The organism is Noviherbaspirillum saxi, assembly GCF_003591035.1.
In the GTDB taxonomy this organism is placed as follows: Bacteria; Pseudomonadota; Gammaproteobacteria; order Burkholderiales; family Burkholderiaceae_D; genus Noviherbaspirillum; species Noviherbaspirillum saxi.
In genome coordinates this window covers 967109-991839 of the sequence record NZ_QYUO01000001.1, presented here as the reverse complement: position 1 = coordinate 991839, position 24731 = coordinate 967109, and the positions used below count along the sequence as shown (strand labels likewise).

Annotated in this window: 19 protein-coding genes; 10 read left to right on the top strand and 9 right to left on the bottom strand. The window is 59.7% G+C overall.

The genetic code is table 11. The annotated features are described in order from the left end of the window. Positions 1-263 precede the first annotated feature (263 nt). Together D3871_RS04780 and thpR are read left to right on the top strand one after the other, a co-directional pair. Positions 264-3023, top strand: a complete 2760-nt coding sequence (locus D3871_RS04780) for a bifunctional diguanylate cyclase/phosphodiesterase (RefSeq protein WP_233575512.1) — start codon at positions 264-266, stop codon at positions 3021-3023. Positions 3024-3085: 62 nt separating this feature from the next. Then, positions 3086-3775: an RNA 2',3'-cyclic phosphodiesterase gene (gene thpR / locus D3871_RS04775; protein WP_119767856.1), complete on the top strand. Its 690-nt coding sequence runs from the start codon at positions 3086-3088 to the stop codon at positions 3773-3775. 684 nt (positions 3776-4459) lie between these two features. On the opposite strand, the gene tcdA is transcribed toward thpR, so the two are convergent. Then, on the bottom strand, positions 4460-5329 hold the full coding sequence (tcdA, locus tag D3871_RS04770) for a tRNA cyclic N6-threonylcarbamoyladenosine(37) synthase TcdA (RefSeq protein WP_119767855.1): 870 nt from the start codon (positions 5327-5329) through the stop codon (positions 4460-4462). 88 nt (positions 5330-5417) lie between these two features. Here tcdA and D3871_RS04765 point away from each other — a divergent pair, with 88 nt between their 5' ends. The 3 genes from D3871_RS04765 to D3871_RS04755 all read left to right on the top strand — a co-directional run bounded on the left by D3871_RS04765 (position 5418) and on the right by D3871_RS04755 (position 8687). Further along, a complete protein-coding gene (locus D3871_RS04765; protein ID WP_119767854.1) occupies positions 5418-6575 on the top strand; it encodes an MFS transporter in 1158 nt (385 codons plus the stop codon). A 198-nt stretch (positions 6576-6773) separates the two neighbouring features. Continuing rightward, the gene (gene pdxH, locus D3871_RS04760) at positions 6774-7409 is read left to right on the top strand and encodes a pyridoxamine 5'-phosphate oxidase (RefSeq protein WP_119767853.1); all 636 of its coding nucleotides are present in this window, start codon (positions 6774-6776) and stop codon (positions 7407-7409) included. Positions 7410-7481: 72 nt separating this feature from the next. After that, a complete protein-coding gene (locus tag D3871_RS04755; RefSeq protein WP_119767852.1) occupies positions 7482-8687 on the top strand; it encodes an SAM-dependent methyltransferase in 1206 nt (401 codons plus the stop codon). A gap of 39 nt (positions 8688-8726) precedes the next feature. Here D3871_RS04755 and msrA read toward each other — a convergent pair whose 3' ends face one another. Continuing rightward, a complete protein-coding gene (gene msrA / locus D3871_RS04750; protein WP_119767851.1) occupies positions 8727-9263 on the bottom strand; it encodes a peptide-methionine (S)-S-oxide reductase MsrA in 537 nt (178 codons plus the stop codon). A 276-nt stretch (positions 9264-9539) separates the two neighbouring features. Between msrA and D3871_RS04745 the strand changes: the two genes are divergently transcribed. The 5 genes from D3871_RS04745 to D3871_RS04725 all read left to right on the top strand — a co-directional run bounded on the left by D3871_RS04745 (position 9540) and on the right by D3871_RS04725 (position 12293). Further along, positions 9540-10352, top strand: a complete 813-nt coding sequence (locus D3871_RS04745) for an alpha/beta fold hydrolase (RefSeq protein WP_119767850.1) — start codon at positions 9540-9542, stop codon at positions 10350-10352. A 1-nt stretch (position 10353) separates the two neighbouring features. Next, the gene (locus D3871_RS04740) at positions 10354-10749 is read left to right on the top strand and encodes a GFA family protein (RefSeq protein WP_119767849.1); all 396 of its coding nucleotides are present in this window, start codon (positions 10354-10356) and stop codon (positions 10747-10749) included. An 11-nt stretch (positions 10750-10760) separates the two neighbouring features. Beyond that, a complete protein-coding gene (locus D3871_RS04735) occupies positions 10761-11540 on the top strand; it encodes a hypothetical protein (RefSeq protein ID WP_233575511.1) in 780 nt (259 codons plus the stop codon). Between the two features lie 50 nt (positions 11541-11590). Further along, positions 11591-11713: a hypothetical protein gene (locus tag D3871_RS31280; RefSeq protein ID WP_274381702.1), complete on the top strand. Its 123-nt coding sequence runs from the start codon at positions 11591-11593 to the stop codon at positions 11711-11713. A 70-nt stretch (positions 11714-11783) separates the two neighbouring features. Then, the gene (locus tag D3871_RS04725; protein WP_119767847.1) at positions 11784-12293 is read left to right on the top strand and encodes a flavin reductase family protein; all 510 of its coding nucleotides are present in this window, start codon (positions 11784-11786) and stop codon (positions 12291-12293) included. Between the two features lie 23 nt (positions 12294-12316). Here D3871_RS04725 and pbpC read toward each other — a convergent pair whose 3' ends face one another. From pbpC to fba, 7 genes are all read right to left on the bottom strand, one after another. After that, positions 12317-14632: a penicillin-binding protein 1C gene (gene pbpC, locus D3871_RS04720; RefSeq protein ID WP_119769892.1), complete on the bottom strand. Its 2316-nt coding sequence runs from the start codon at positions 14630-14632 to the stop codon at positions 12317-12319. Between the two features lie 93 nt (positions 14633-14725). Further along, positions 14726-19807: an alpha-2-macroglobulin family protein gene (locus D3871_RS04715; RefSeq protein WP_119767846.1), complete on the bottom strand. Its 5082-nt coding sequence runs from the start codon at positions 19805-19807 to the stop codon at positions 14726-14728. A gap of 98 nt (positions 19808-19905) precedes the next feature. Then, on the bottom strand, positions 19906-20937 hold the full coding sequence (locus D3871_RS04710; protein ID WP_119767845.1) for an L-threonylcarbamoyladenylate synthase: 1032 nt from the start codon (positions 20935-20937) through the stop codon (positions 19906-19908). A 15-nt stretch (positions 20938-20952) separates the two neighbouring features. After that, the gene (locus D3871_RS04705; RefSeq protein WP_119767844.1) at positions 20953-22149 is read right to left on the bottom strand and encodes a 5-(carboxyamino)imidazole ribonucleotide synthase; all 1197 of its coding nucleotides are present in this window, start codon (positions 22147-22149) and stop codon (positions 20953-20955) included. Then, the gene (gene purE / locus D3871_RS04700) at positions 22146-22646 is read right to left on the bottom strand and encodes a 5-(carboxyamino)imidazole ribonucleotide mutase (RefSeq protein WP_119767843.1); all 501 of its coding nucleotides are present in this window, start codon (positions 22644-22646) and stop codon (positions 22146-22148) included. Before purE ends, D3871_RS04705 begins: the two co-directional genes overlap by 4 nt. A gap of 1 nt (position 22647) precedes the next feature. Next, complete coding sequence (locus D3871_RS04695) at positions 22648-23544, bottom strand: phosphoribosylaminoimidazolesuccinocarboxamide synthase (protein WP_119767842.1); 897 nt, start codon at positions 23542-23544, stop codon at positions 22648-22650. A 72-nt stretch (positions 23545-23616) separates the two neighbouring features. Next, the gene (gene fba, locus D3871_RS04690; RefSeq protein WP_119767841.1) at positions 23617-24681 is read right to left on the bottom strand and encodes a class II fructose-bisphosphate aldolase; all 1065 of its coding nucleotides are present in this window, start codon (positions 24679-24681) and stop codon (positions 23617-23619) included. Positions 24682-24731: the final 50 nt, after the last annotated feature.

The window sequence follows — 24731 nt, the reverse complement described above, 5'->3', positions numbered from 1 at the left end:
CGTAGAGTTTGGCGCCCTGCAATGCAGCGTGCTCCCATCCTTCACACGCCAAGCTTCAAACGGTACTTTACTGCTGTGCCAGCGAATTTTTCTTATGCGCCTGTTCCAGGTAAAGCCCATGGGACAAATGGGTCCGTTTTCTTGCCATTATTCAGCAATTGCTTCGACCATGGGCCTTGATATGGTAAATTGCCTTGGAAAAAATTGCCCATGAGCGGGCTCCGGGAATTTCCAACCTTGACTGTCCATGCCTTAGAGACTGGATGAAACGCCGCGTTCACAATGCAGATCCAAAACAGCCGACAGGCATCATCGCATGGCTGCGCGATGGCGGATTTTTCCGGACCGGGAAAAGCTGGCTACCGATGGCAACCTGGCCGGCGATCTGTTTGCTGGTTTGCGGAGCGCTATGGATAGCCATTGCATACAAGCTCGACGACGAGCGGCGCTCCGCAGAAGAAAGCGCCCTTAACGAAGCCAAGTCCCTATCGCAGGCATACGCTGACTATGCAACCCGTACGGTCGAGCAAATCGATCAGTTGACGCTGCTGGTCCGGTATCAGTCGGAACGTTCACGCCAATCGCTCAAGCTGGAAGAACTCAGCGAGCAGGGTGCATTCTCGGTCATCCACTATGCACTGGTCGCCGTCATCAGCGCTGAAGGAATACCCATCACGACAAACCGGCCGCTGGGACCGATTTCCATCCAGGTCAGCGATCGCGAGTATTTCACTTCCCATCGCGATGATCTATCACGTCATCTTCGCATCGGCACGCCCAGCCTGGGCCGGATATCGCAGAAAAAGATCATTCAGTTCACCCGTCGGCTGGAAAAGCCGAACGGCGAATTCGACGGCATTGTTCTGGTGTCGATAGAACCGGCTTACCTGACGGCGTTTTATGAAGGCTCCGGACTGGGCCGGCTCGGCATGCTGGCCATCCTCGGCACCGACGGTGAAGTGCGTGTCGCCAAGGTCGGTCTGTCGGAAAAAGGCGATTCCTCCGGCGCGGCGGGAAATACTTTGCGCGCCGTGCCCTTGCTCGACGATGCGCACCGCAATGGCATGCTGCTCGGTGCGCAATGGTTCCCGGACGCGCGTGCGCGCTATGCCGCTTCTACACCGTTGCACAAGTATCCGCTGGTGGCGATGGCCGGCGTGGCGCAGGAAGAGCATTTCGCCCGCTACGCCCAGACGCGCCACAATTATCTCCAGACCGGCATTTCAGCCACGATCCTGCTCGTTCTGCTTGGCGCGGCAGCGACTGTCTGGTCAGCGCGGCATGCCTGGCAACATCGGCAGCAGGTGGAAGTACAGGAAGCCTACCGGTTGGCCACCGAAGGAGGGAACGAAGGGTTCTACATGCTGCGCGCCTTGCGCGATCGCAGCGGCGTGGTCGTGGATTTTGAAGTCGTCGATTGCAATGAGCGCGGCGCCTGGTTTTACGGCCGGTCGCGCGAACAATTCGTCGGCTCGCGTTCATCGGTATTGAATGCGCCTTCCTACTTCCCCGTCGTCATGGATACCTATTGCGGCGCGATGCAATCCGGCTTTTACGAAGACGAGATGAAAATCCCGCCGGGCAGCCCGATCATTGTGGAATGGGTGCATCGCCGGCTGGTGCGCTCGGGAACCGGGCTGGCCATTACCTTTCGCGATATCTCGCAGATCAAGGCGCATGAGCGCGAACTGTCGCGCATGGCCAATGAAGATGCGCTCACTTTCCTGCCCAACCGTAACTGGCTCAAGCAGCATCTTCCCGACATGCTGGTGACGGTCGACGCAGCGAACTGCATGCTCGCCCTGCTCTTCGTCGATCTCGACAACTTCAAGAACGTCAACGATACGCATGGCCATTCGGCGGGCGATGAACTGCTGCGCGCCGCCGCCCATCGGCTGAAATCCGTGGTGCGGCCGAGCGACCATGTGGTGCGTCTTGGCGGCGACGAATTTACGGTGATTCTGCAACCTATCGTTCATCACGGCGAGATAGCGGCGGTCGCGGCGCGGATCGCGGATGCGTTCCATCATCCTTTCGACCTGGCGCGCGGCAAACATATGATCGGTGCTTCGATAGGCATCAGCGTGTTTCCGCGCGACGGACATGATGCTGAAGCCTTGTTGAAAAATGCCGATATCGCGATGTATCAGACCAAGTCCGACGGCAAGGGAGCGTTTCGCTTTTATGAGCATAGCCTGGCCGAGCGCTTGCAAGCGCGGCTCAACATGGAGCGCGCGCTGCATCAGGCACTTGAACAAAACCAGTTTGTCCTGCATTACCAGCCGCGCGTCGATTCCATGACCGGCGAATTGCGCTCGCTGGAGGCGCTGGTGCGCTGGAACCATCCGGATCTGGGGCTGGTGCCTCCGCTCAGCTTCATTCCATTGGCGGAAGAAACCGGCATGATTCTACGGCTTGGCGACCTCGTGCTGGAACAAGCCTGCGCCCAGATTGCGCGATGGAAGCAATTGCATTTGCCAGTCGTGCCGGTATCGATCAATGTCTCGCCCTATCAATTCAACCATGGCGATATTCGCCGCACTTTTGCCGCCTGCCTGAAGCGGCATGATCTGGAAGCGACCCTGGTCGAAATCGAGATCACCGAATCGTCGATGATGGGCGAGCAAGCCGAAGTATCGGCGGAACTGACGGCTTTGCGGGCTATGGGCATCAAGTTGCTGGTGGACGATTTCGGCACTGGATTTTCTTCCTTGTCGCAATTGCAGCGGCTCGATATGGATGGCCTCAAGGTAGACCGCGCGTTCACATCGGAACTGGTGAAAAAGCCTGAAGGCGAAGTGTTTTTCCGCGCCATCATGTCGATGGCGCACGCGCTCGGCATGCACGTCGTCGCCGAAGGCGTGGAAACCGAAGAGCAGCTCCATGCCTTGCGCGCCCTGGCTTGCGACGAAATCCAGGGGTATTTCATTTCGCGGCCTGTGCCCTCTGCCGAAGCGGAATTGTTGCTGCAGAAACGCTTCCTGCTGCCTGCGCATCCAAGAGCTGCGCTTCCCGCCACCTGAAAGAATGCCGATGAGCGTGACGGCGTGCTCTTTCTCGTTCATACGTTTTGCCATGACGCATCTTGCAGGCCACCGGTGCGGAACTTGTGCTGGCCTCGCATGATCACGATGATGAGCGGTTTACGTCGCAGTATGCCGACGACGATCGCGACGACATCACCGGAGCCAATATGAAAGACAACACTTCTTCCTCTTCACGCCTGTTTTTTGCGCTATGGCCCGACGATGCAACGCGCACCGCGCTGACACAGTTGCAGACGTCGATGCACGGGCGCAAGGTGTCGTACAACAATTTCCATCTGACGCTTGCCTTCCTTGGCCAGCAAGCTGCTGCAATTTTGCCAGCCGCCAAAGAAATCCTGGCACATCTGGCGGCATCCGACATTCTCATCACGCTCGACAAGCTCGGCTATTTCTCGCGCAACCATATCGCCTGGGTCGGACCGCACGAGACGCCCGAAGCGCTGTTAGCGCTCTATCAGGACTTGTGCACGGAATTGAAGAAGCATGGCATTGGCTATACCGCATCGTCGTCGTTCAAGGCGCATGTGACGCTTGCGCGCGATGCGTCGTTGCCGCCGGATGTGGTGTTTGATCCCATTGATTGGCGTGCGGATGAAGTGGCGTTGGTGCAGTCGATTACTGGTGCTGGCGGGTCAGAGTATCGAGTGCTGGCTTCACGCTCGCTTGGAGAGGTGTTGAGGGTGCCGGGGGAGGTGATTGGGGAGCAGATTTCGGGAGGGGCGCGGTAGGGGGTTAGGTGTTTTTTCTCTTCGGTGATTCTGTTCTGGTGTTTCTTCGGACGAGCTAACCGGGACTGGCCCCGGCGGGCCACCTACTTTTTTGCTTCGCCAAAAAAGTAGGCAAAAATAGGGGGGCCGCCGAGGCCGAACCCTGCATCGTCGCCCCTTCGGGGTGCCCAAAAGACTGCCGTTCAAAACGGGAAGCGCAGAACTCGCCTCCGGCTCCCCTCGGCGGGCCCAAACAACTGCGCTTCTTATCCGTTTTGAACGGCAGTCTTTTGGCGTCGCTACAAGGGAAACTGCCTGAACCCCATCCCCACCCTGACCCTCCCCCTACGCCGGGCGCCCTTGAAGGGGAGGGAATCAGGCGTTCTTTACCTTGCAGCGGTAGCGAGAATTGTGCAGCTCATGGAACTAGGCACCGTCCAACTTTGAAAAAGTAAAGAAGGCTCCAGTTCCCTCCCCTTCAAGGGGAGGGCCAGGGTGGGGATGGGGTTCGCACCTCTCCCGCTTGCGCACTCAAGATGGCGGGAACCCCGAAGGGGCTGCGAGCGCCGGTCGCCTTTCTTTGCTTACGTTCTTTGGCGAAGCAAAGAACGTAAGTGGCCCGCCAGGGCCAGTCCCCGCTAGCATCCACGAAGAAACATCAGCACCGCATTACCGAAGAAAAAACCAACAAATCAGCCAACAACCTCAAGCCACCCGAACAACCTCCACCTCAACAGCACCCACCGCAAGCTTACGCAATACCTGCGCCGCCGCAACCAAGCCAAAACTCGCTGTCACCACCATCGCCGACCCAAACCCCGCACAATTCAACCCGGTCACCCCAGCGCGCTCGTTACCGTCTTCTTCCCCGGCATCAATCTCGCACGCCTCCGCAATTTCAGGAAAGCGCAAAGGCTCGGTAGAAAACACCGCATCGATACCAAACTTGTTCTTGGTCCCGCGCGGAAATCCATATTGCGCACGCAGGCGTTTGCGCACCTTCGCCAGCAGCGGTTCCTGCTCGGTGCGGCAGAGGTCGCGGATTTCAATTTTGGTCGGATCGATCTGTCCGCCCGCGCCGCCGATCGTCACCAGCGGAATCTTCTTCGCGCGGCAGTAGGCGATCAATGCCGTCTTTGCCTTGACGCTGTCGATGGCGTCGATCACATAGTCAAAGTCGCCGGCGCCTATCATTTGATCGAGGTTATCAGGATCGATAAAGTCTTCGATCTCGGTCACCTTGCAATACGGATTGATCTGCGCGATGCGCGCAGCCAGCGCACTGACTTTTGCCATGCCCAAAGTAGCGGTCAGCGCATGAATCTGCCTGTTCACATTGGACTCGGCAACGTTATCAAGATCGATCATGGTGATGCGGCCGATCGCGCTTCTTGCCAGCGCTTCGACTACCCAGGAGCCGACGCCGCCGACACCGATCACGCACACATGCGCGTTGCGGAAACAGGCAAGCGCCGCTTCGCCATAGAGGCGTGCAATGCCGCCGAACCGACGATCGAAATCAATGTCGTTATCAGAGTATTCAGCCGGATGGGGGAAAGAAATAATTGCGTTCATCCCGTCATTTTAACGCGAGGCAATCATGAAAATTTTCCTCTAGAATGATTTTTCCGGGCAATTACATCGCTTCCTTTCCACTTTGTCAGTGCTTCCTTCCCTTTCCCTTGTCAAACTGATTCTGGTTTCGCTGGCGGCACATGCTGCACTTGCCGGAGCACGTATCACCACGTCGCTGTATGCCCTTTCCATGCAGGCAACAGAGTTCACGGTCGGTACACTGATTGCCTTATTTTCTCTGTTCCCCATGCTGTTCGCCGTGACGAGCGGCCGCATCATCGATCGCATAGGTATCGTCACGCCCATCGTCGCCGGCGCCATTGCCATGGCAATCGGTTGCATGGCCTCGGGCATCATCGGCGGGCTGCCGGTGCTCTACCTTGCGACGCTGTTGATTGGAACCGGCTTCATGGTGATTCAGGTGGCGGCCCAGCATACGGTCGGCGCAATGAGCAGCAATGAAAATCGATCCGCCAACTTCAGCTGGCTCGCGCTCGGCTTTTCCATTTCGGGTTTTTGCGGGCCGGTAATCGCGGGCTTCATGATCGACCATGCGAGCTTCACCAGTTCCTATATCGTCTTCGGCCTGTTCGCGACAGTGGCGCTGGGTCTTGGCCTGTTCGGGCGACTTCGTCTGATTCATGTCGCGCTGCCGAAGACCGAAAACGACCGCCATGCCGGCAGCATGCTGGATCTGCTGCGCACACCGGAAATGCGCCGTATCTATCTGGTGGGCACCCTGCTCTCGTCGGCGTGGGATCTGTTCACGTTCATGCTGCCTATCCACGGCACGCGTGCGGGCTTTTCGGCTTCCACCATCGGACTGATTCTCGGCTGTTTTTCGGTGGCGACTTTTGTCGTGCGACTGGCGATGCCTTGGATTGCGCGACACCGCAGCGAATGGCAAGTACTCACTGCAGCGCTCGCGCTGGCGGCGGTATGTTATGTGCTGTTTCCCTTTACCCGACAACCTTTGTCACTGGCTATTGTGGCGGCGATCCTTGGTCTTGCGGTCGGCGCAAGCCAACCGAACATGCTCGCACTATTGCACCGCTTTGCACCGACAGGGCGCGAAGCCGAAGCGGTCGGCGTACGGGTCATGATCGGCAATGCATGCCAGGTCGCCCTGCCGCTCGCATTCGGAGGCGCCGGTACGGCCATCGGCGTGAGCGCCGTGTTCTGGGGAATGGGTGCATTGATCAGCGCAGGCCTGCCATTGGCTTGGCGTAAAGCGCGCCAAGACTAAGCGGTCATACCCGAAAGCCGCAGGAAATTATTGATTTAAAACAAGGAAAATTCGGCGTGCCGCGCTATCTTTCAATGTGTGGCCATTGCGTTTGCATGAATGGATTCGGCCGTATCTTGCCGATCGGCGATAATTCAGAAACAGCACGTCGCAGCTTCGTCAGCGCGACGCAGCATGAACCACGTTACAGGAATCAAGATGTCCATAGCAGATCTGCGAAAAGAATACAGCCGCGCCAGCCTGACCGAACAGGATGTCAACCCGAACCCGATCGAACAGTTTTCGAAATGGTTTGCGGAGGCCATTGCCGCTCAGGTGCCCGAGGCCAATGCAATGAGCGTGTCGACTGTCGGCCCCGGCGGCCGGCCGGCGGCCCGCATCCTGTTGATCAAGGATGTGGATCAGCGCGGCTTTACCTTCTTTACCAATTACGACAGCAGGAAAGGAAACGAGCTGCAGCAAAACCAGTATGCCGCCCTGCTGTTCTACTGGATAGAACTGGAGCGGCAAGTCCGTATCGAAGGCCGCGTCGAGCGCATCTCCGCGGTTGAAAGCGACACGTACTTCCAAAGCCGCCCGCTGAAAAGCCGGCTGAGCGCGATCGCCTCCTCGCAAAGCCAGCCCATCGACAGCCGCGAAGCGATGGAACAGCGTTTTGCGCAAATAGAACAACAATTTGGCGAACAACCGGCCCGCCCTGCGCACTGGGGCGGCTATCGTCTGGTACCCGACTACATAGAATTTTGGCAGGGACGTCCGTCGCGATTCCATGACCGGATCGCATACCGCCTTCAGGAAGACGGCTCCTGGCAACGGCAAAGGCTGCAGCCGTAGCAATCCAAACACCGCAGCTGTCACGACGACATCGCATCACCCGATCAATCCGTATCTTGCGGAGGACATATCGTGTTTTGGGAAGCGAGACTGGAAAGCTGGGCCGAAGGCATCCGCAGCCAGGCAATAGTGCCATTGCGGCTGGAGTTATGGAATGGCCAACGACTCGACTTCGGTGCGCCGACACCGCAAGTCACAATCAAGGTGCCGCATGTATCGGCGTTGAGCTATCTGCTCAAGCCTTCGCTTTTCAATCTGGGCAAAGCCTATGTCGAAGGCAAGATCGAGGTCGACGGCCGTGCCAATGAAATCATTTCCGTCGCCAATTCGCTGGCCCGTCATACGCTACGGCCGGAAGGAAAGTTTGCGCGCATCGTGCGCAGCTTTCACCATACGAAGAAGCGCGACGAAGAAGCGATCCGCTATCACTACGATGTGTCCAACGATTTCTATCGCGCCTGGCTCGACGACAACATGGTCTATTCCTGCGCGTATTTCGAAACCGGCACCGAAGACCTCGCCACCGCGCAACTGAAGAAGATCGATCACATCCTCACCAAGATTCGCGTGCATCCCGGTGACACACTGCTGGATATCGGCTGCGGCTGGGGCGCGCTGGTCAAGCGTGCGGCCGAGAAATTCGGCGCCCGGTGCGTCGGGATCACGCTGTCGCAGAACCAGTTCGATCTTGCAAAAGAACGCATTGCGCAGGCCGGCCTGTCCGACCAGGTGGAGATCCGGCTGCAAGACTATCGCGATGTCACCGGCAGCTTCGATCGCATCACCAGCGTCGGCATGTTCGAACATGTGGGTGCACGGCATCTGGTCGAATATTTTACGAAGCTGCGTCAGCTACTGGCCGATGGCGGCCTGGCGATGAACCATGGCATCACGACCACCGATCCGCAGGATGGCGAGACGGCTTATGGCGGCGGGGAATTCATTGAACAGTATGTGTTTCCGCATGGAGAACTGCAGCACATCGGCACCGTCCTCAAGGCGATGCAAGAAGCCGGTCTGGAAGCCTATGACGTCGAAAACCTGCGCAAGCATTATGCAAAGACTTGCGGCATCTGGGCCGACAATTTCGAGAACGAGGCCGAACGATTGAAGACGATGGTCGACGACCGGCGCTTTCGCATCTGGCGCGTGTATTTGGCCGGCTGCGCCTATGCGTTCGCCAATAACTGGGTGTCACTGCATCAGGTCACCTGCGCTAAAACCGGCGACAATGGCAGTGCATTACCCTGGTCGCGTCGCTACATGTACGCTCAATGAGTCGCAGCTGAGAGAGTTTCCACCACTAAGGCACCGCGCCTAAGCCGGCGTGTTGAGCTTGTCGGTAAACACCTTGCGGAACTTCGCCAGCTTCGGCGCGACGACGAATGCGCAATAGCCTTGCAGCGGATGCTGGCGAAAATAATTCTGGTGATAGTCTTCCGCCTTGTAATAGGTTTCGGCGGGGCTCAGTTCGGTCACAATCGGCGCGTCCCAGACACTGGCCATGCAGGCGATAACCTGTTTCGCGAGTTCGTGCTGCTCCGGTGTATGGTAGTAGACCACCGAGCGATATTGGGTGCCGACATCATTGCCTTGCCGGTTCAACGTGGTCGGGTCGTGAATGGTAAAGAAAATCTCGAGGATTTCGCGATAACCGATCTGCGCCGGATCGAATTCCAGCCGCACGACTTCCGCATGTCCGGTCTTACCGTCGCATACCTGTTCATAAGTCGGATTCGCGACATGTCCGCCGGTATAGCCCGACTCGACATGCTGCACGCCTTTCAATTCCTGGTAGACCGCTTCCAGACACCAGAAGCATCCACCACCGAGTGTTGCTATTTCCGTCGTCATGATGTGCTCCATCTCTATACATTGACTTTAACGCAAACGGACAAGAATGCCTATCCGAGAAAGTTGACTTGAATCAATTTTGGCACAACGACTATTTGTCGAGCATGTTGCCAGTTAGCCTTTGAGCAAGGAAATCGACCATTGCGGCGACACGCAACGCCTGCTGCAGCGCTGTAAACTCCATGCGAAAGCCGGGAACGCGTGACATACCATCATGTTAAATTGGCGTCTCGCAAACCCCGGCGATTGCGCCTCTTACATCGAGAAGCCCGTCTCATGTTCAAGTTTCCACCGAAGACCAAAGCCATCCTGAAAAATGAAACCATCGAATACGTCTGCAGCGGCACTTCTGCGCCGGCCGTCGTTTTCATCAACGGTTCCGGTGGACCGATCGAGGGATGGCACAAGGTATTCGATACGGTGGCGACATTCTCCAAGGTATTCGCCTACAACCGGCCAGGTACCGGAGGCAGTTCCAAAGCTGCCGTACCGCAGACCGGTTCGCATATGGTCGATTCGCTCAGAACGGTGTTGAAGACCGCAGGCCTGGCGCCGCCTTATGTGCTGGTCGGCCATTCGCTCGGCGGACTGATCGCCAATCTGTATGCGAGGATGCACCCATCGGAAGTGCGCGCAGTGGTGATGCTGGAAGCGACGTCGCCGCAGGATGTCGCGATTCTTCCCAAGTATGAAACACGCCTGCAGCGACTCGCGAACAGCATACTGAATTTTTTGCAGCCTCAGGATCCACATGCCGAAACCCTTCACGTCACCGCTACCGTCGCCGAGTTGCAGCGTGCACCGGCGTTTCCTTCCATTCCCATGACCGTCATCTCTGGCGGCAAGCCGGCGATGGCTTGGGCCACTGCACCGCAAGCCTTGGCCGCGCGCGCACAGCACCAGAAAGAACTGGTGTCGCTGTCGCCATTCGGAAAACAGGTGATTGTGCATAGCAGCGGTCACTTTCCTCAATTCACGGAGCCGCAACTGGTCATTTCGACGATCCGCGATGCCGTTGAGCTTGGCGCTGCAAAGGTAGCGCCAACGCAAGAAAAGCACGATACACAGCCCGTTCAAGGAGGACACTGACATGCTGAAAGGCGGATGTTTTTGCGGTCAGATTCGTTATGAAGCGGATGGCACGCCTTGCAACGAGACCAGCTGTCATTGCGCGATCTGTCGTCGCACTACCGGAGCCGCTTTCGTCACCTGGTTTAGCATGCGACGTGCGCAGTTTCGCATCGTGAGCGGTGAACCGAAACGCTTCAAGTCAACTGCCAACGCCACGCGCAGCTTCTGCGCAGTATGCGGTACGCAACTGACGTTCGAGACCGAAGACTACCCGGACGAAATCGATGTGACGACATGCAGCCTGGATGATCCGGAATCGGTCCCTCCGAAAGACCATACCTATACACGTAGCAGGCTAGGATGGATCAAATTGTCGGATCAGCTGCCGCAACATCAGAAAGCGCGCACGCCGTGATGCATTCCTAAATGAAAATCACCCTATCTCATCATCGTCATCGGCAAATACAACGGATTCGGGGCCAGCTCGAGCGTGACGGTTTTCCTCGGCTCCAGATGACATTGCTGGTCATGCTGACCGGCGCGGTCGGCTTTATCGCTTCGTACATCTTCCTTCACGCTGGACTTACCGACATGTGGCTCAGGTACCCCGCGGCTCTGGGTGTCGCCTATCTCGCGTTCCTGGGCCTGTTATGGCTTTGGCTGCGAACCCGGGCGGAGGACTATACCGATGTCTTGCATTTCACGAATCTGCCTATTTCCGGATCGGGAAACGCGGGGCATTCCGGCGCGCATGTCGTAGGCAAAGGCGGCAGCTTCGACGGTGGAGGCGCAAGTGCTTCTTTCGACAGCGCCGATGAGGGCAGTACGCCCACCGGCGCTGTCGAGGATGCCGACACCCCTGTCGGTGATGCGGTCGGCTCGATCGCGGATGCCGACGAATTCGCAATTCCGCTGGCTGCGGTGGTCCTTGTTGCCGCATTGTGCTTTTCATCGCTGTTCATCGTCTACTCCGCCCCGCTGCTCTTCGCCGAGTTGCTGGTCGACGGCGTGTTATCGGCAAGCCTGTATCGCCGGTTGCGAGGTCTGGAAACGCGTCACTGGCTGGAGACGGCGCTGCGTCGCACCGTCTGGCCCTTCATGCTGACGGCTTTCCTGGTGGCGGCTTCCGGTTGGGCCATGGCGCTGTATGCACCCGGCGCGAAGTCGGTTGGCGATGTACTGCTGCACCAGCAGCATCGCCAGTAGCGTTGCTCTGGTGGTATATCATTTTTGCTCCTCGTTCACTTACGGCAATCATGCTCCAGGCCACTTCCCTCGTCGACTCGCTCAAGCGCGAACTCAAGGCGCGCGGCATTACTTATGCGGATCTCGCGGCACGCATAGCGATGTCAGAAGCAATCGATCGCTGCGCTGCTTGATCGCCGGAAGTAAGGGCTCTCCGTGCCGCAGGCTTTTTGGGCATAATGGGCAATATTTTCCGGATTTTCGATGTCTACACAATCTTCAAGCGCCGGCCCGCCGGAGTTCGACTCCCGTCATTTCCGCCACGCGCTATCCCAGTTCGCCACCGGCGTCACCGTCATCACCACCCGGCTGGCGGACGGCAGTTTCCTCGGCCTGACCGCCAGTTCGTTCAATTCGGTTTCGCTCGATCCACCCCTGGTGTTATGGAGCCTGGCGCAAGGCGCGACCAGCATGCCTGTATTCAGCGGCAATTCGCATTACGTGATCAACATATTGTCCGGCAACCAGGCAGCACTGGCCGAGCGGTTCGCGATGCGCATCGACAACCGTTTCGACGGCGTCGACTTCGATCTGTCCTACACTGGGCTGCCCATCCTCAAAGGTGCGTCGGCATGGTTCGAATGCCATAACCGCAGTCGCTACCCGGAAGGCGATCATGTGATTTTTGTCGGCGAAGTCGAGCGCTGCGAGGTAACGCCGCAACCGCCTCTCGTTTTTCATGGCGGAAAATTCACCACGACCGCGTCACGCTGATTGCCGCCGAAGCACAACCATGTTTAGTTTCCCGCCATCACACTAACGCTAATGCGATCGAACTGGCCGAAGTCATCGAAGGCGGTAATGTCGTAGCGCCCGGCGGTCGGAAACTCTACCGTCTGCACTTCGGTCCCACGCTGGCGGCCAATCAAGTGGCCGTTAAGCATCCACATCAGTTCAGCACGCGAGCCTCGGATTTCGAGATTCGCCCTGGGATTCGCCTTGCCTGGGGCGCGGCGAATGATTTCGCCATCGCTTAGTCCGACGATCTTGATCCCGCCATCTGGACGGTAGGCGCCCGCGCATTCCGGCGCCCACGGCGGCGGCAGCACGCGCTTGCGCAGCGCAGGTTCGAGCCATGGTTCCAGCGACGACGGCCATCGTGCGGTTTCGCGACGGTCGAATCCGGCAGTCGCACAATCGGGCATCACGCGCAAGCCGCTGCGGCGGTCGACATAATAAGCCAGCACGGGGCCGCCATTACGCACACGATCGGCAAAGGTCGGCGGGGTGGTGCCGCCGAATATCCACGCAGTACGCTGGACCGGACACAGATGCGCATCGCCTTCAGCAACACGCATGCCGAGCGGCCAGCAGATTTTTTCCTGGCTTACTCCGGCAGGCACAGGTTCGGGGTTGAGACTGCGCCCGTCGGGGAAGGCATTGAAGATATCCACGAGCAATGGCGCGGCGACATTCGCGCCAAAGAAACCGGGATTCGGCGTCCCGTCGGGCCGCCCGACCCAGACGCCGACGCTGTAGCGGCTGCTCACGCCCACCGCCCAGGCATCGCGAAAACCGAAGCTGGTGCCGGTCTTCCAGGCAATGCCCTGGTACGCGCCCTGCCCTTCGACCGCACGTCCGAGCGGTCCTCCGGTCTCGAGGATATCGCGCACGATGAATGCCGCGCCTTCGCTCATCATGCGTTGTTCCTGTCTCGATGCCGACGGGATAAAGCGTGGCGTCACCGCCATCCCCTTGCGTGCGAACGCCGCATAAGCGCCCACCATGTCATCCAGCCGTGCCGCCGCGCCGCCAAGAATGACGCTGAGGCTGGGTTCGGCGCCGCGTGGAAAATCCAGTTTCAGGCCGCCACGCCGCAACATCGCGACAAAACGCGCCGATCCCAGCTGGTCGAGCACTTCGACCGCCGGCACATTGAGCGACTTGACGAGCGCCTCGGACACGCTGACCGGCCCGTTGAACGCTTGCTGGAAGTTGCCGGGCTGGTAGCCGGAAAATGATTGCGGCGTATCCGACAATAGAGATTCCGAATGGATCAGCCCCTCGTCGAGTGCGAAGGCATACAGAAAGGGTTTCAGCGTGGAACCGGGAGAGCGCGCGGCACGCACCATGTCGACATGGCTGAAGCGATCCCTGTCCGTGAAATCGGCCGAACCCGCATAGGCCAGGACTTCGGCGGTCGCGTTGTCCATCACCATCGCGGCCAGCGAGACGCGCGGCGGCAGCATGCGGGCGCGATCGATCAGCAAGGCTTCGACCGTCGATTGCGCTTGCACGTCGATCGTGGTGCCGATCCGGTTCTGCCGGCGTTCGCTGCGCTTGAGCCGCTGCGCGAGCAAGGGTGCGAGCATCGGTTCCCTGAGGCTTTGCGCATAGACCGGTTCGCTCAGCGCGTCGGCCACCGCCGGCGCGCTCCAGCGCCCTTGCATGCGGCGCAACACCTTGTCGCGGGCTACCTGTGCCCTTTGCGGAAAGCGGTCGGGCCGCAACAGCGACGGCATCTGCGGCAGCACCGTCAGCAGCGCCGCTTCGGCATGCGTGAGCCGGTTGGACGGCTTGCCGAGATAGGCGCGGCTGGCGGCTTCGACGCCTTCCAGCACACCGCCCATCGGCGCATAGTTGACATAGAGGGTGAGAATGTCGGCCTTCGAATGATGCAGTTCGAGTTGCAACGCACGCAGGATCTGCCGCAGTTTGCCGTGCACCGTACGCGGCGTCGGATCGATGATGCGCGCGACCTGCATTGTGATGGTCGAGCCGCCGGAAACGACTTTGCCGTGCACCAGCCATTGCCAGCCGGCGCGAACCAGTGCAAATGGATTGACGCCCGGATGCCACCAGAACGCCCGGTCTTCGTAGGCGGTCAAGGCTTCCAGGTAAAGGGGCGACACTTCATTCAACGCAACCGGATGCCGCCAGACATGATCCTTGTCGGGAAAGGCACGCAGCGGTGTGCCGTCGCGCGCGACGACCACGACCGCGTAAGGTGAATCGCGTCCCGGCGCGGGCAATGGAAACATGCGGTCGAGAATGAGCACCGCAGACGCCGCGCACAACGCAGCGATCCACCATGTGCGGTAGGGCCGGATCATGGCAAACCAAATGCGAGCCCACACATTGCGCAGGCGATTTGCCGAATCCGGAATCAATCCCATAAATTAACCACGGCCTGGTTGCCTGCCGGCTTAGGGTTTGGCGTTGGCATCGATCACGGTCAGATTTTCTCCGCCTCCGCTCAAACCGTACAGATCCGGTCTATACATGTCTTCCGCATAGAGCGGCGGCACACTGAACCTGCCCGGCGTGACGACGCGCGCCCGATAGAACAGGTGCAGTACATTCCTGTCCATCCGCACTGCCGCTACAAAACGGTCGTCGCGGAACTCCACATGCTTGATGCGCGGGTCCGACATCGCCTGGGCCGGATTGACATTTGCAATCGTCACGGTGCCCATCTGCTCGCCTTGCACGATGTTCAGGTTTTCGATTTCCAGGCCGGCGGGAATGCGGTCGACCACCATGCCGGTGCCGATTGCAGTCTTCGATTTTGCGGTCAGGTGCACGATCACGCTTTCGCCAACCTTCAGCGAGGGTCCTGCAATGACGCTGCCATCCGGCGCATGCATGGTGCGTGTCAGCTCGATCGGATCGCTCTTTGCAGGGGGCAGCTTGATTGGATTACCGCTCAGCGACAGTTCGACAAACAAACGGTCCTTGTGCGTATTGGCGATCTTGATGCCACTGGCCAGTTCGGCGGCAGACAGCTCACGGAAATGACTGGTTTTGCTGCTCACGTCATCGGCCTTGCCGCCGATGGCAAGGTTCGCGGCCCATGGACCTGAATCGGTGCCATAGCTGCGGCCCACCAGGAAGAGCGCAAGCTTTTCCTGGGTGCTGTAGTAGCGGTTTTTTTCCATTTCGCCCGCTACCACCGCCACCAGGTTTTCGCGGCCATAGACCGTGACCTGATGACGATCGAGCAAGGCATACGACATCGCCGCATCGCGCAAGGTGCTGCCGTAATCCCACCACCAGTAGCCGTCGTTGCGGTTCTTGCGTACGCCTTCGGCAAGGGCAACCCTGCTTTTTTCCTGGTCACCCATCAATTGCAGCGCCAGTCCAAGCTGGACCAGCGGCAGGCCGGAATGCGCCTGCACGCGCAATTCGTGCAACTGGCGTATGGTCGACAGCGGCGCTTTCTTGTCGCGGGCCAGGATATAGGCGCCATAGCTCAATACGCCGAATCGGCCATTGTCGCGTTGCCGGTCTTCCTGCCACAAACCGTTGGCGCCGGTCGAAGCGGTGCTTGGCGCGGCATTGGACGGCAGGCGCGATACGCCTTCCTGCAAGCCGCGCAGCAGAAAGTCCATCGCCTTGCCGTACATCGCATCCGGCACACCGAAGCCTTGTTCGCGCGCATCCTGCAGGAAACCGGTCACGTGTGCGGACAGCCAGTATTCATACTCGGACATGTTGCCCCAAAGCGAGAAGCCACCATTCTGCGTCTGCATCGCGCCCAGGCGGGCAATCGCCTGATCGAGCATTTCCGCCCGCTTCTCGCGGGTGTAGGGCTTCAGGCCGTAACGACGCGCTGCATCTTCGTCGATGAAGACATGCGGATAAGCGGTGCTGGTGGTCTGTTCTGCGCATCCATACGGATAGGTCAGCAGCCCCTGAATCGCGGACCGGACGTCGATCGGCGCCTTGTTGGAAACGACGATATGCGACAGTACCGAGCTGCGGTGCAGGCCCGACAGTTCGGCATCCTTGATGTCGAGCGATTCACCGGGCTTGATGCTATAGCGCTGAGTGAATTGCTGCTGCGGCGTGGGCGCCTGCACCATCAGCGGAAAGCTGCGTTCGAGCTTGATCTGCTCGCCGCTTACCTTGACTGCAACCGTATGCAAACCGGGGACGGCGCGTGCATCGACCGGGAAACGCAGCGTGCGTTTTTCCTGGTCTTTCAATGTCAGCGTGCGCTCGGCTTCCTGGACGCTGATTCCTTCGCCGCCGCTAACCGCGATCTTCAATTGCTGCTGGGCGCCGGACAGGTTATGCAGATCGAGCGCAATGATCGCGCTGTCGCCGAACGACAGGAAACGCGGCGTCGCAAGTTCCGCCACCAGCGGCGCCGCGACAGTCATCTCCGCATCCTTCGCGCCGAAGCGATCGGGCGCGGCCACCACCGCCATCAGGCGCAGCGTACCGTTGAAATCGGGCAGCGCCAGTGGTATCTCGGCTTCGCCCTGCTCGTTGAGCATGACCGGGCCGCTGAACAGGTCCACCAGCCTGACTTTCTTTGGCAGGCTGCGCGTCGGTTTCGGCGTATTGTCGCCGCCGAACTTGAGCTTGCCTTTCTGGCCCTGCATCTTTTCGATCAGACGGCCGTAGATATCATGCTGGTCAGCTCCATAGCGCAGCTTGCCGAAGAAGAACCCATGCGGGTCCGGCGACGCGAACTTCGTGATATTGAGAATGCCGACATCGACCGCCGACAGCGTCACGAAGGCTTTCTGTCCCTTGGCCTCGGGTGCTTTCACCTTGACCTTGACCGTTGTTTCCGGCCGCACCTTTTGCGGTGCATCGAGGCTGACATTCAATTTACGTTCCCCGCGTTCCAATGGCAGGTGCATCATGCCAAGCGCGCGTGCCGGCGTCACGCGGTCGCCTTCATTGCCGGGCCTGAGCACCATGACCGACACGTAGAGGTCATGACGTTTCCAGTCTCGGTGCAGGGGGATATCGACCGTGGTGCTGCCGCCGGAAACGGATAAGCGCTTGAACCAGAGTGTGCGATCACCCTCGACCGATACCAGCGCTTCGCCCTGATGCGGCGGCGTGATTGTCAAGCGCACGGTATCGCCGTCGCGGTAAGCGGCCTTGTCCAGCTTGAGTGCAACCCGATCCGGACGCACGCCCTGGGTTTCGTCGGTGCGTGCGCTCCAGCCGGCGTAGAAGCGGTACACGGTCTGCAAGCCCGTTTCCGGATCGGCGATCTCAAGGCGGTAGCGGCCATAGCGCACCGGCAGACGCAGCTTGCCGCGCCCGCTCGCCGGCACGCTGACAGAGGAAGTCTCGACCAGTTCATCGGTTTCGGTGAAGCCTGAATTCCAACCGCGCTGATCGTCGAAGCGCCAGTAATAGTCGCGATTCTCGCGGAACAGGCGCACCGGCATCGCTGCAGCCGCCTGCAATTTACCGTCACGGTCGGCCCGCACCACTTCAAACTCGACCGGGCTGTTTTCCGGTGCATAGTCGCCGGAAAACATGGGCCGCACGCCAACCAGTACATTGCCTGGCCATACCACGCGGTCGATGCTGCGCACCACGGGCCGGCCGCCTGTTTCCAGCAGGCTCATCGTCGCGCGCACAGTAAAGGGCGAGCGGCGTTTTTCAATCGGGGACAGATCGATCACCGTCTGGCCGGCACCCTTGTCGTCCAGGGTCTGCTCGGCGATTTCCTGGCGCGTCCTGGCGCTGTCGTCTCCGACATCGCCGAATTCGAATCCGGGAAACTGCTTCGCCAGCGGGTTCTTGTTGCGCTCGAATTGCGCCACTCCGAGCAGGCGGTTGCCGGCGGCCGGTGCACCGTACAGATAGGTGCCGCGCACATCGATGGTGAATGACTGGTCCGGGGTCAGCGTCGCCTGTGTCGTATTGAGGTCAAGCTTCATGCGTTCAGGCAGAAATTCCTCGACGCCAAAGCGAAACACCGTGGCCGGCACCTTGTCGGCCGGATCGCTGCGCAATTCCAGCGTCCAGAATCCGGTCGGCGCATCGGCGGGCAAATCCAGCCGCTTTACGTAATAGCCGGCAAACCGGTCGTCGGCGCGCCAGGTTGCGGTGAACTGGCTTTTGCCGTCAGGTCGCTTGAGTACCGCCTGCACCGGTTGCGCCGGTACCGGCCTGCCGTCGGCATCGCGCGCGAGCACCGATAGATCGAAGCTTTCGCCGGGCCGGTACAGGTTGCGGCCGGAATAGGCAAATAATCTCACCGGCTTGAATGGCGCACCGGTCACATCGTATTCGGACAGGTCCAGCGCCGGTTCCTTGAGCGCCAGCATGGCGACCTGCTTGTCGCTGCGCGCCATGATCACGCGCGCATTCTTTGGCCGCTCGGCAAATGCGGCATGACCATCGCCATCGGTCTCGGCATGGGCGAGGACTTTGCCTTGCTCGTCGATCCACGCGACATCCACCGCCTTGAGCGGCTTGCCTGTGGTGAGCGAACTGAGGAAGGCATCCGCACCCTTGTCGAACAGGCGCACGTGCAAACCCAGATCGCTGACGTAGAAATAGGTGGTCTGGTAGTCGTAACGGAAGCGGCCGGGCTGGCTCATGACGGCGACATACACGCCGGGTTCTTTCAATTCCTTGATGTCTTCGACGGAAATGTAAGTGACGCTGCGACGGTTGGCTTTTTGCTCGGTCAGAAAGCGTCCCATGTAGACGCTTTCTGTCAGGTTACGCAAATCGTCGAGCTGGTAATTGTGCACTGCGCCGCGCAGCGAGCTGCGGCGCCAATCATGGTTTTCCTGTTCGCCTTCTTCGCCTTGTGCGATCTCCTGCTTCTTTGGGGCGCCGCTGATCACGCGGTCGAAAAAACGCGGCAGCTGGTCGCTTTTCACGCGCAGGAACTGGATGTCGACTTCCGACACGTTGACGGTCACTACCGGCACGCCGCCGTTTTGCTTCGGGGGCAATACCATGCCGTTGCTCGCGAAATAATAGGCCGGTGCGACCGGCGCCGTCAGGATGGAATAACGGGACTCGGATGCAAGCTTCTTGCCGTTGCGCGCCGGCAGATCCACCAGCACCTGTACGACGTAGCGGGTCTGAGGCTTGATATGCGGGAAGTACAAGAGGCGTGGATTTTCGCCGACGACCCAGGCGCCGGCGACGACTTTGCCGTCCTTGGTGTCGGTATCGGCTGGCGCGGTGCTGACTACCGAACCCCCGCCCTTGTTGGCGCGCGGTTCGTCGTCTTCGTCCTCGGTGCCCTGCTGTGCCTGGCCTTGTATCGCACCGGGCATTTCGAAAACGCGCAGATATTTGTCGTAGGACTTGCCGCTATCGAGTGGCAGGCTGAATGTCAGGGCGAGTGCAGGCGCGCCATCGAAACTGCGGTCGGCGGCATCGACCAGCATAAAGGCGGCATTCGGATCGGCCGCACTATCAGTGTCGGACTGGCGATGAGCAATGAACCAGTAGACGGCGGCAAGCAGTACGATAAGAGTCGCCACGACGCCGACATGTTTTGCGCGCATGAATCTTCCCTGTAGAAAAATCAATGTTTGACGAAACGGAATTTCCGTCAAACATTATGTCACAGAGATATGTTTTATTGCTTTTTTTGCAAGCAAATTTAGCTATTCAACATGCGCGACAGGATGCCTGTCGAGTCATGCGCTGCGCGGCGCAAGCGATCGTTGACGCCTTGCCAGGAAGGGTCAGGCGGGGGTGCTTCCACAAGAATGATGTCGGCACGAACTGCATCGGCTGCACGCAGGGCCGCATAGAGGTCGTGCGCATAACCATCCGGGGTGGATGGCAGCACAAGCCCGGTCTTGAGTCCGGGCAGTCCATTCGCCGCATAAGAAATCACGGCCGTCGATTTCCCCGCAGCGGCGAGTTGTGCCAGCGTGTTGCCGATCTCGGCACGATTCACCAGGGCGACCGGTGTGCTGGGCGCGTAGTGCGCTTCCAGCGTCCCCGAGGCGCGCGGAGCGGCGGCATCAGGCTGACGCGGCTCGGCGCCGATAACATTGGCAATATCCGCTGCACTGATGTGCCCGGGACGCAGCAACACAGGACCATGCGTCGCCATGCGCGACAAATCCACGATGGTGGATTCGATACCGACCGCGCTCTGGCCGCCGTCTAGTACGGCTGCAAGCGGGCTGCCGGCGCCGATCCCGAACTCGTCGCGCACATGCTGCGCGGTAGTCGGGCTGACATGGCCGAATTTGTTGGCGGATGGGGCGGCGACACCGCCCTTGCCGTTCTTGAATGCCTGCAGCAAGTCCTGCGCCACGGGATGCGAAGGGCAGCGCAAGCCGATCGAATCCTGACCGCCGGAGACTGCGTCCGGGATATGCGCGGCGCGCTTGAGAATCAGCGTCAGCGGACCCGGCCAGAATGCGGCAATCAGTCTATTCGCCTGTTCCGGAATATCGCTCGCCCAATAACTGATGTCGGCTCCCGGCGCGAGATGCACGATCACCGGGTGGTTCGAGGGACGGCCCTTGGCGACATAGATTTTGGCGACCGCTTCCGGGTTTTCCGCATCCGCGCCGAGGCCATAGACGGTCTCGGTCGGAAAAGCGACGAGCCCGCCGGCTTCGAGCTGGCGAGCGGCGTGCTGGATCACGGACAGATCTGGATTGTGCTCAGGCATGGCGCGGATGTATTCTCAGAGTGCGATCCGCAGTATCGCGCAGGCGGCATGCAGGCTTGCCTGTGCCGCTTCCAGCGTCGGCGCGACAAAGCTCACATGCCCCATCTTGCGGCCGCGGCGCGGATCGTCCTTGCCATACAGATGCAGATTCGCACCGGGCAGCGCGAGCACCTTGTCCCAGGCCGGTTCACGCACCTGATCGCCGTCGCCGTCAAACCAGATATCGCCAAGGATGTTGAGCATCACCGCCGGCGAGTGTTGACGTACATCGCCCAGCGGTAGCCGCGCCATCGCGCGCGCCTGCTGCGCAAACTGGCTCGTGACGCAGGCATCGATCGTATAGTGCCCGCTGTTGTGCGGGCGCGGCGCCATTTCATTGACCACCAGCGAACCATCCTGCAGCACGAAGAATTCAATGCACAGCACACCGACGTAACCCAGCTGGGCGACGATGGCGAGCGCGGCCTTTTGCGCCTGCTCGGCCGATGCGGCCGACACGTTCGGTCCGGGCACAGTCGTAGTGAATAGAATCCCGTCGCGATGCACGTTTTCCGCGATTGGGTAGACAACCGATTCGCCGTCCGCGCCACGCGCGGTCAGCACCGACACTTCGTAGGCCAGTGGCAGCATCTGTTCGAGAACGCAGGGCACGCCCTTCATTGCCGCAAAGGCCTGGCGTACCTCGTCCTGCGTCTTGACGCGCACTTGTCCCTTGCCGTCGTAACCCATGCGCACCGTCTTGAGGATGCCGGGAAACAGTGTGTCCGGAATCGTATCGATATCCGTTTCGGCTGCGACGATGTGATATGGCGCGGGCAGGACGCCGGAGGTCGGTGCGCACTGGGTGAAGAAACGCTTTTCCGCGATGCGGTCCTGCGCAACCGATACGCAGGATGCGGACGGTGCGACAAAGCTGCGATCGGCGAGGAACGACAGGCTTTGTGCCGGCACGTTTTCAAATTCCGTCGTCACGGCGGCACACTGCAAGGCGAGTTCGGCCAGCGCCGCCTCGTTGCCGTAGTCGGCCGCGATCAGGTGGTCGGCTGCATGACCGGCCGGGCAATCCCTGGACGGCTCCAGCACCGCGACCTTGAAACCCATCATTTGCGCGGCATGGGCGAACATGCGCCCAAGCTGTCCGCCGCCCATCACGCCGAGCCAGGTAGGCGGCGTTGCGGTTGGCGACAGCGGTGGAAACTTGTTGTCGCTCATGTCGGCAATGCCATATCCATTGCTGCCTGGGTCTGCCTGGCGCGAAACTCTTGCAGACGCGCGGCAAGCTGATCGTCGGTCGTGGCCAGGATTGCGATTGCGGTCAGCGCGGCGTTGGCGGCGCCAGCTTCGCCGATCGCAAAGGTGGAGACCGGGATACCCTTGGGCATTTGCACGATGGATAGCAGCGAGTCTTCGCCGCGCAGATATTTCGACGGTACGGGCACGCCCAGCACCGGCACAATGGTTTTCGCCGCAACCATGCCAGGCAAATGGGCAGCGCCGCCAGCACCGGCGATGATGGCGCGCAGGCCACGTCCGCGCGCGGCTTCGGCATACGCGAACATCTGGTCCGGCATGCGGTGCGCAGAAATCACTTTCGCTTCATGCGGCACGCCAAATTCCTTGAGCATGGCGACCGCATGCTGCATCACGTCCCAATCGGAAGACGATCCCATGATGACGCCGACCAGCGGCGCGGCAGACGGTGTGCTCATCTCAATCCTTCAGCGTTGTTCCAGTCAGGCGTTCCAGGGCTTCGCGGTATTTTGCGCCGGTCTTGTCGATCACGTCGGCAGGCAACGCAGGTGCAGGCGCTGTCTTGTTCCAGTCTTTCAATGTTTCGAGGTAATCGCGCACGAACTGCTTGTCGAACGATGGCGGTGACATGCCGGGCGCATAGGAGTCGGCCGGCCAGAAGCGCGACGAGTCGGCGGTCAGCACTTCATCCATCAAATGCAGGGTGCCGTTGTCGTCGAGACCGAATTCGAACTTGGTATCGGCGATGATGATGCCGCGCGTTGCCGCGTAGTCGGCCGCGGTCTGGTATAGCTGGATGCTGATGTCGCGCATCTTGGCGGCGAGCTCCTTGCCGATGCGCTTTTCCATTTCTTCGAAGCTGATGTTTTCATCATGCTCGCCGAGATCTGCCTTCGCGGCCGGCGTGAAGATCGGCTGGGCCAGCTTGTCGGCCTGACGCAGGCCTGCAGGCAGGGCGATACCACAGATCGCGCCGGTGGCCTGGTAATCCTTCCATCCGGAGCCGATGATGTAGCCGCGCACCACCGCTTCCACCAGGATGGGCTTGAGGCGCTTGGCGACGACCGCACGGCCGCGCACCTGATCCGCTTCTTCCGCTGCCACCACCGATTCCGGCGCGATGCCTGTGAGGTGATTCGGCACGATGTCGCCAAGTTTCTGGAACCAGAAATCGGACATCTGGTTCAGCACCCTGCCCTTGCCGGGAATCGGTTCGTTCATCACGACGTCGAAGGCCGACAGGCGGTCACTGGTAACTATCAATATTTTGTCGTCGCCGACCGCATAGTTGTCGCGCACTTTGCCGCGACCGAGCAGCGGCAGTGAAGAAATAGTGGATTGGTAGAGGCTGTGCATGAGGTTCTCAAAAAGCTAAACCGGCGGGTGCTCGCTGCACGCCGCCGGTTGGTTTATTGCCAAGGCCGGATTTTACTGCACGATCTGCGACAACTCGCCTTTTTTGTATTTTTCGGCAATTTTTTCGAGCGGAATCGGCTGGATCTTCGCTGCCTGACCTTCGCAACCAAAAGCGAGCATGCGCGACTTGACAACTTTCTTTGCGGCTTCGCGCGCCGGCTTCAGGTATTCGCGCGGATCGAACTTCGACGGATTTTCGATGAAGAAGCGACGGATCGCGCCCGTCATCGCCAGACGGATGTCGGTATCGATGTTGATCTTGCGTACGCCATGCTTGATGCCTTCCTGGATCTCTTCAACCGGCACGCCATAGGTTTCCTTCATGTCGCCGCCGAACTCGCGGATCTCGGCCAGCAGTTCCTGCGGTACCGAAGAAGAACCGTGCATCACGAGGTGGGTGTTTGGAATACGCTGGTGAATTTCCTTGATACGCTCGATCGCGAGGATATCGCCGGTCGGCTTGCGCGAGAACTTGTAGGCGCCGTGCGAGGTGCCGATTGCAATTGCCAGCGCATCGCACTGGGTCAGCTTGACGAAGTCGGCAGCCTGGTTGACGTCGGTCAGCAGCTGTTCGCGGGTCATCGTGCCTTCCGCGCCGTGGCCGTCTTCCTTGTCGCCCTTCATGGTTTCGAGCGAACCGAGCACGCCGAGTTCGGCTTCGACCGTGACACCGATCGAATGCGAGAACTCCACGACCTTGCGCGACACCTCGACGTTGTATTCATAGCTGGCGACCGACTTGCCGTCTTCCATCAGCGAGCCATCCATCATCACGGAAGTGAAGCCGGACTTGATCGCGGCCATGCACACCGCCGGCGACTGGCCGTGGTCCTGGTGCATGACGACCGGAATGTGCGGATAGGCTTCGACTGCGGCTTCGATCAGGTGACGCAGGAAGGCTTCGCCGGCGTATTTGCGGGCACCTGCGGAAGCTTGCATGATCACCGGTGAGCCGACCTCATTGGCGGCTTCCATGATCGCAGTGACCTGCTCCAGGTTGTTGACGTTGAATGCGGGCAGACCGTAGCCGTTTTCAGCAGCGTGGTCGAGCAGTTGACGCATGGATACGAGAGGCATGATGTTCTCCAAACAATAAAATTCGTTTTTAGCGATCCGTGATCTTAAGT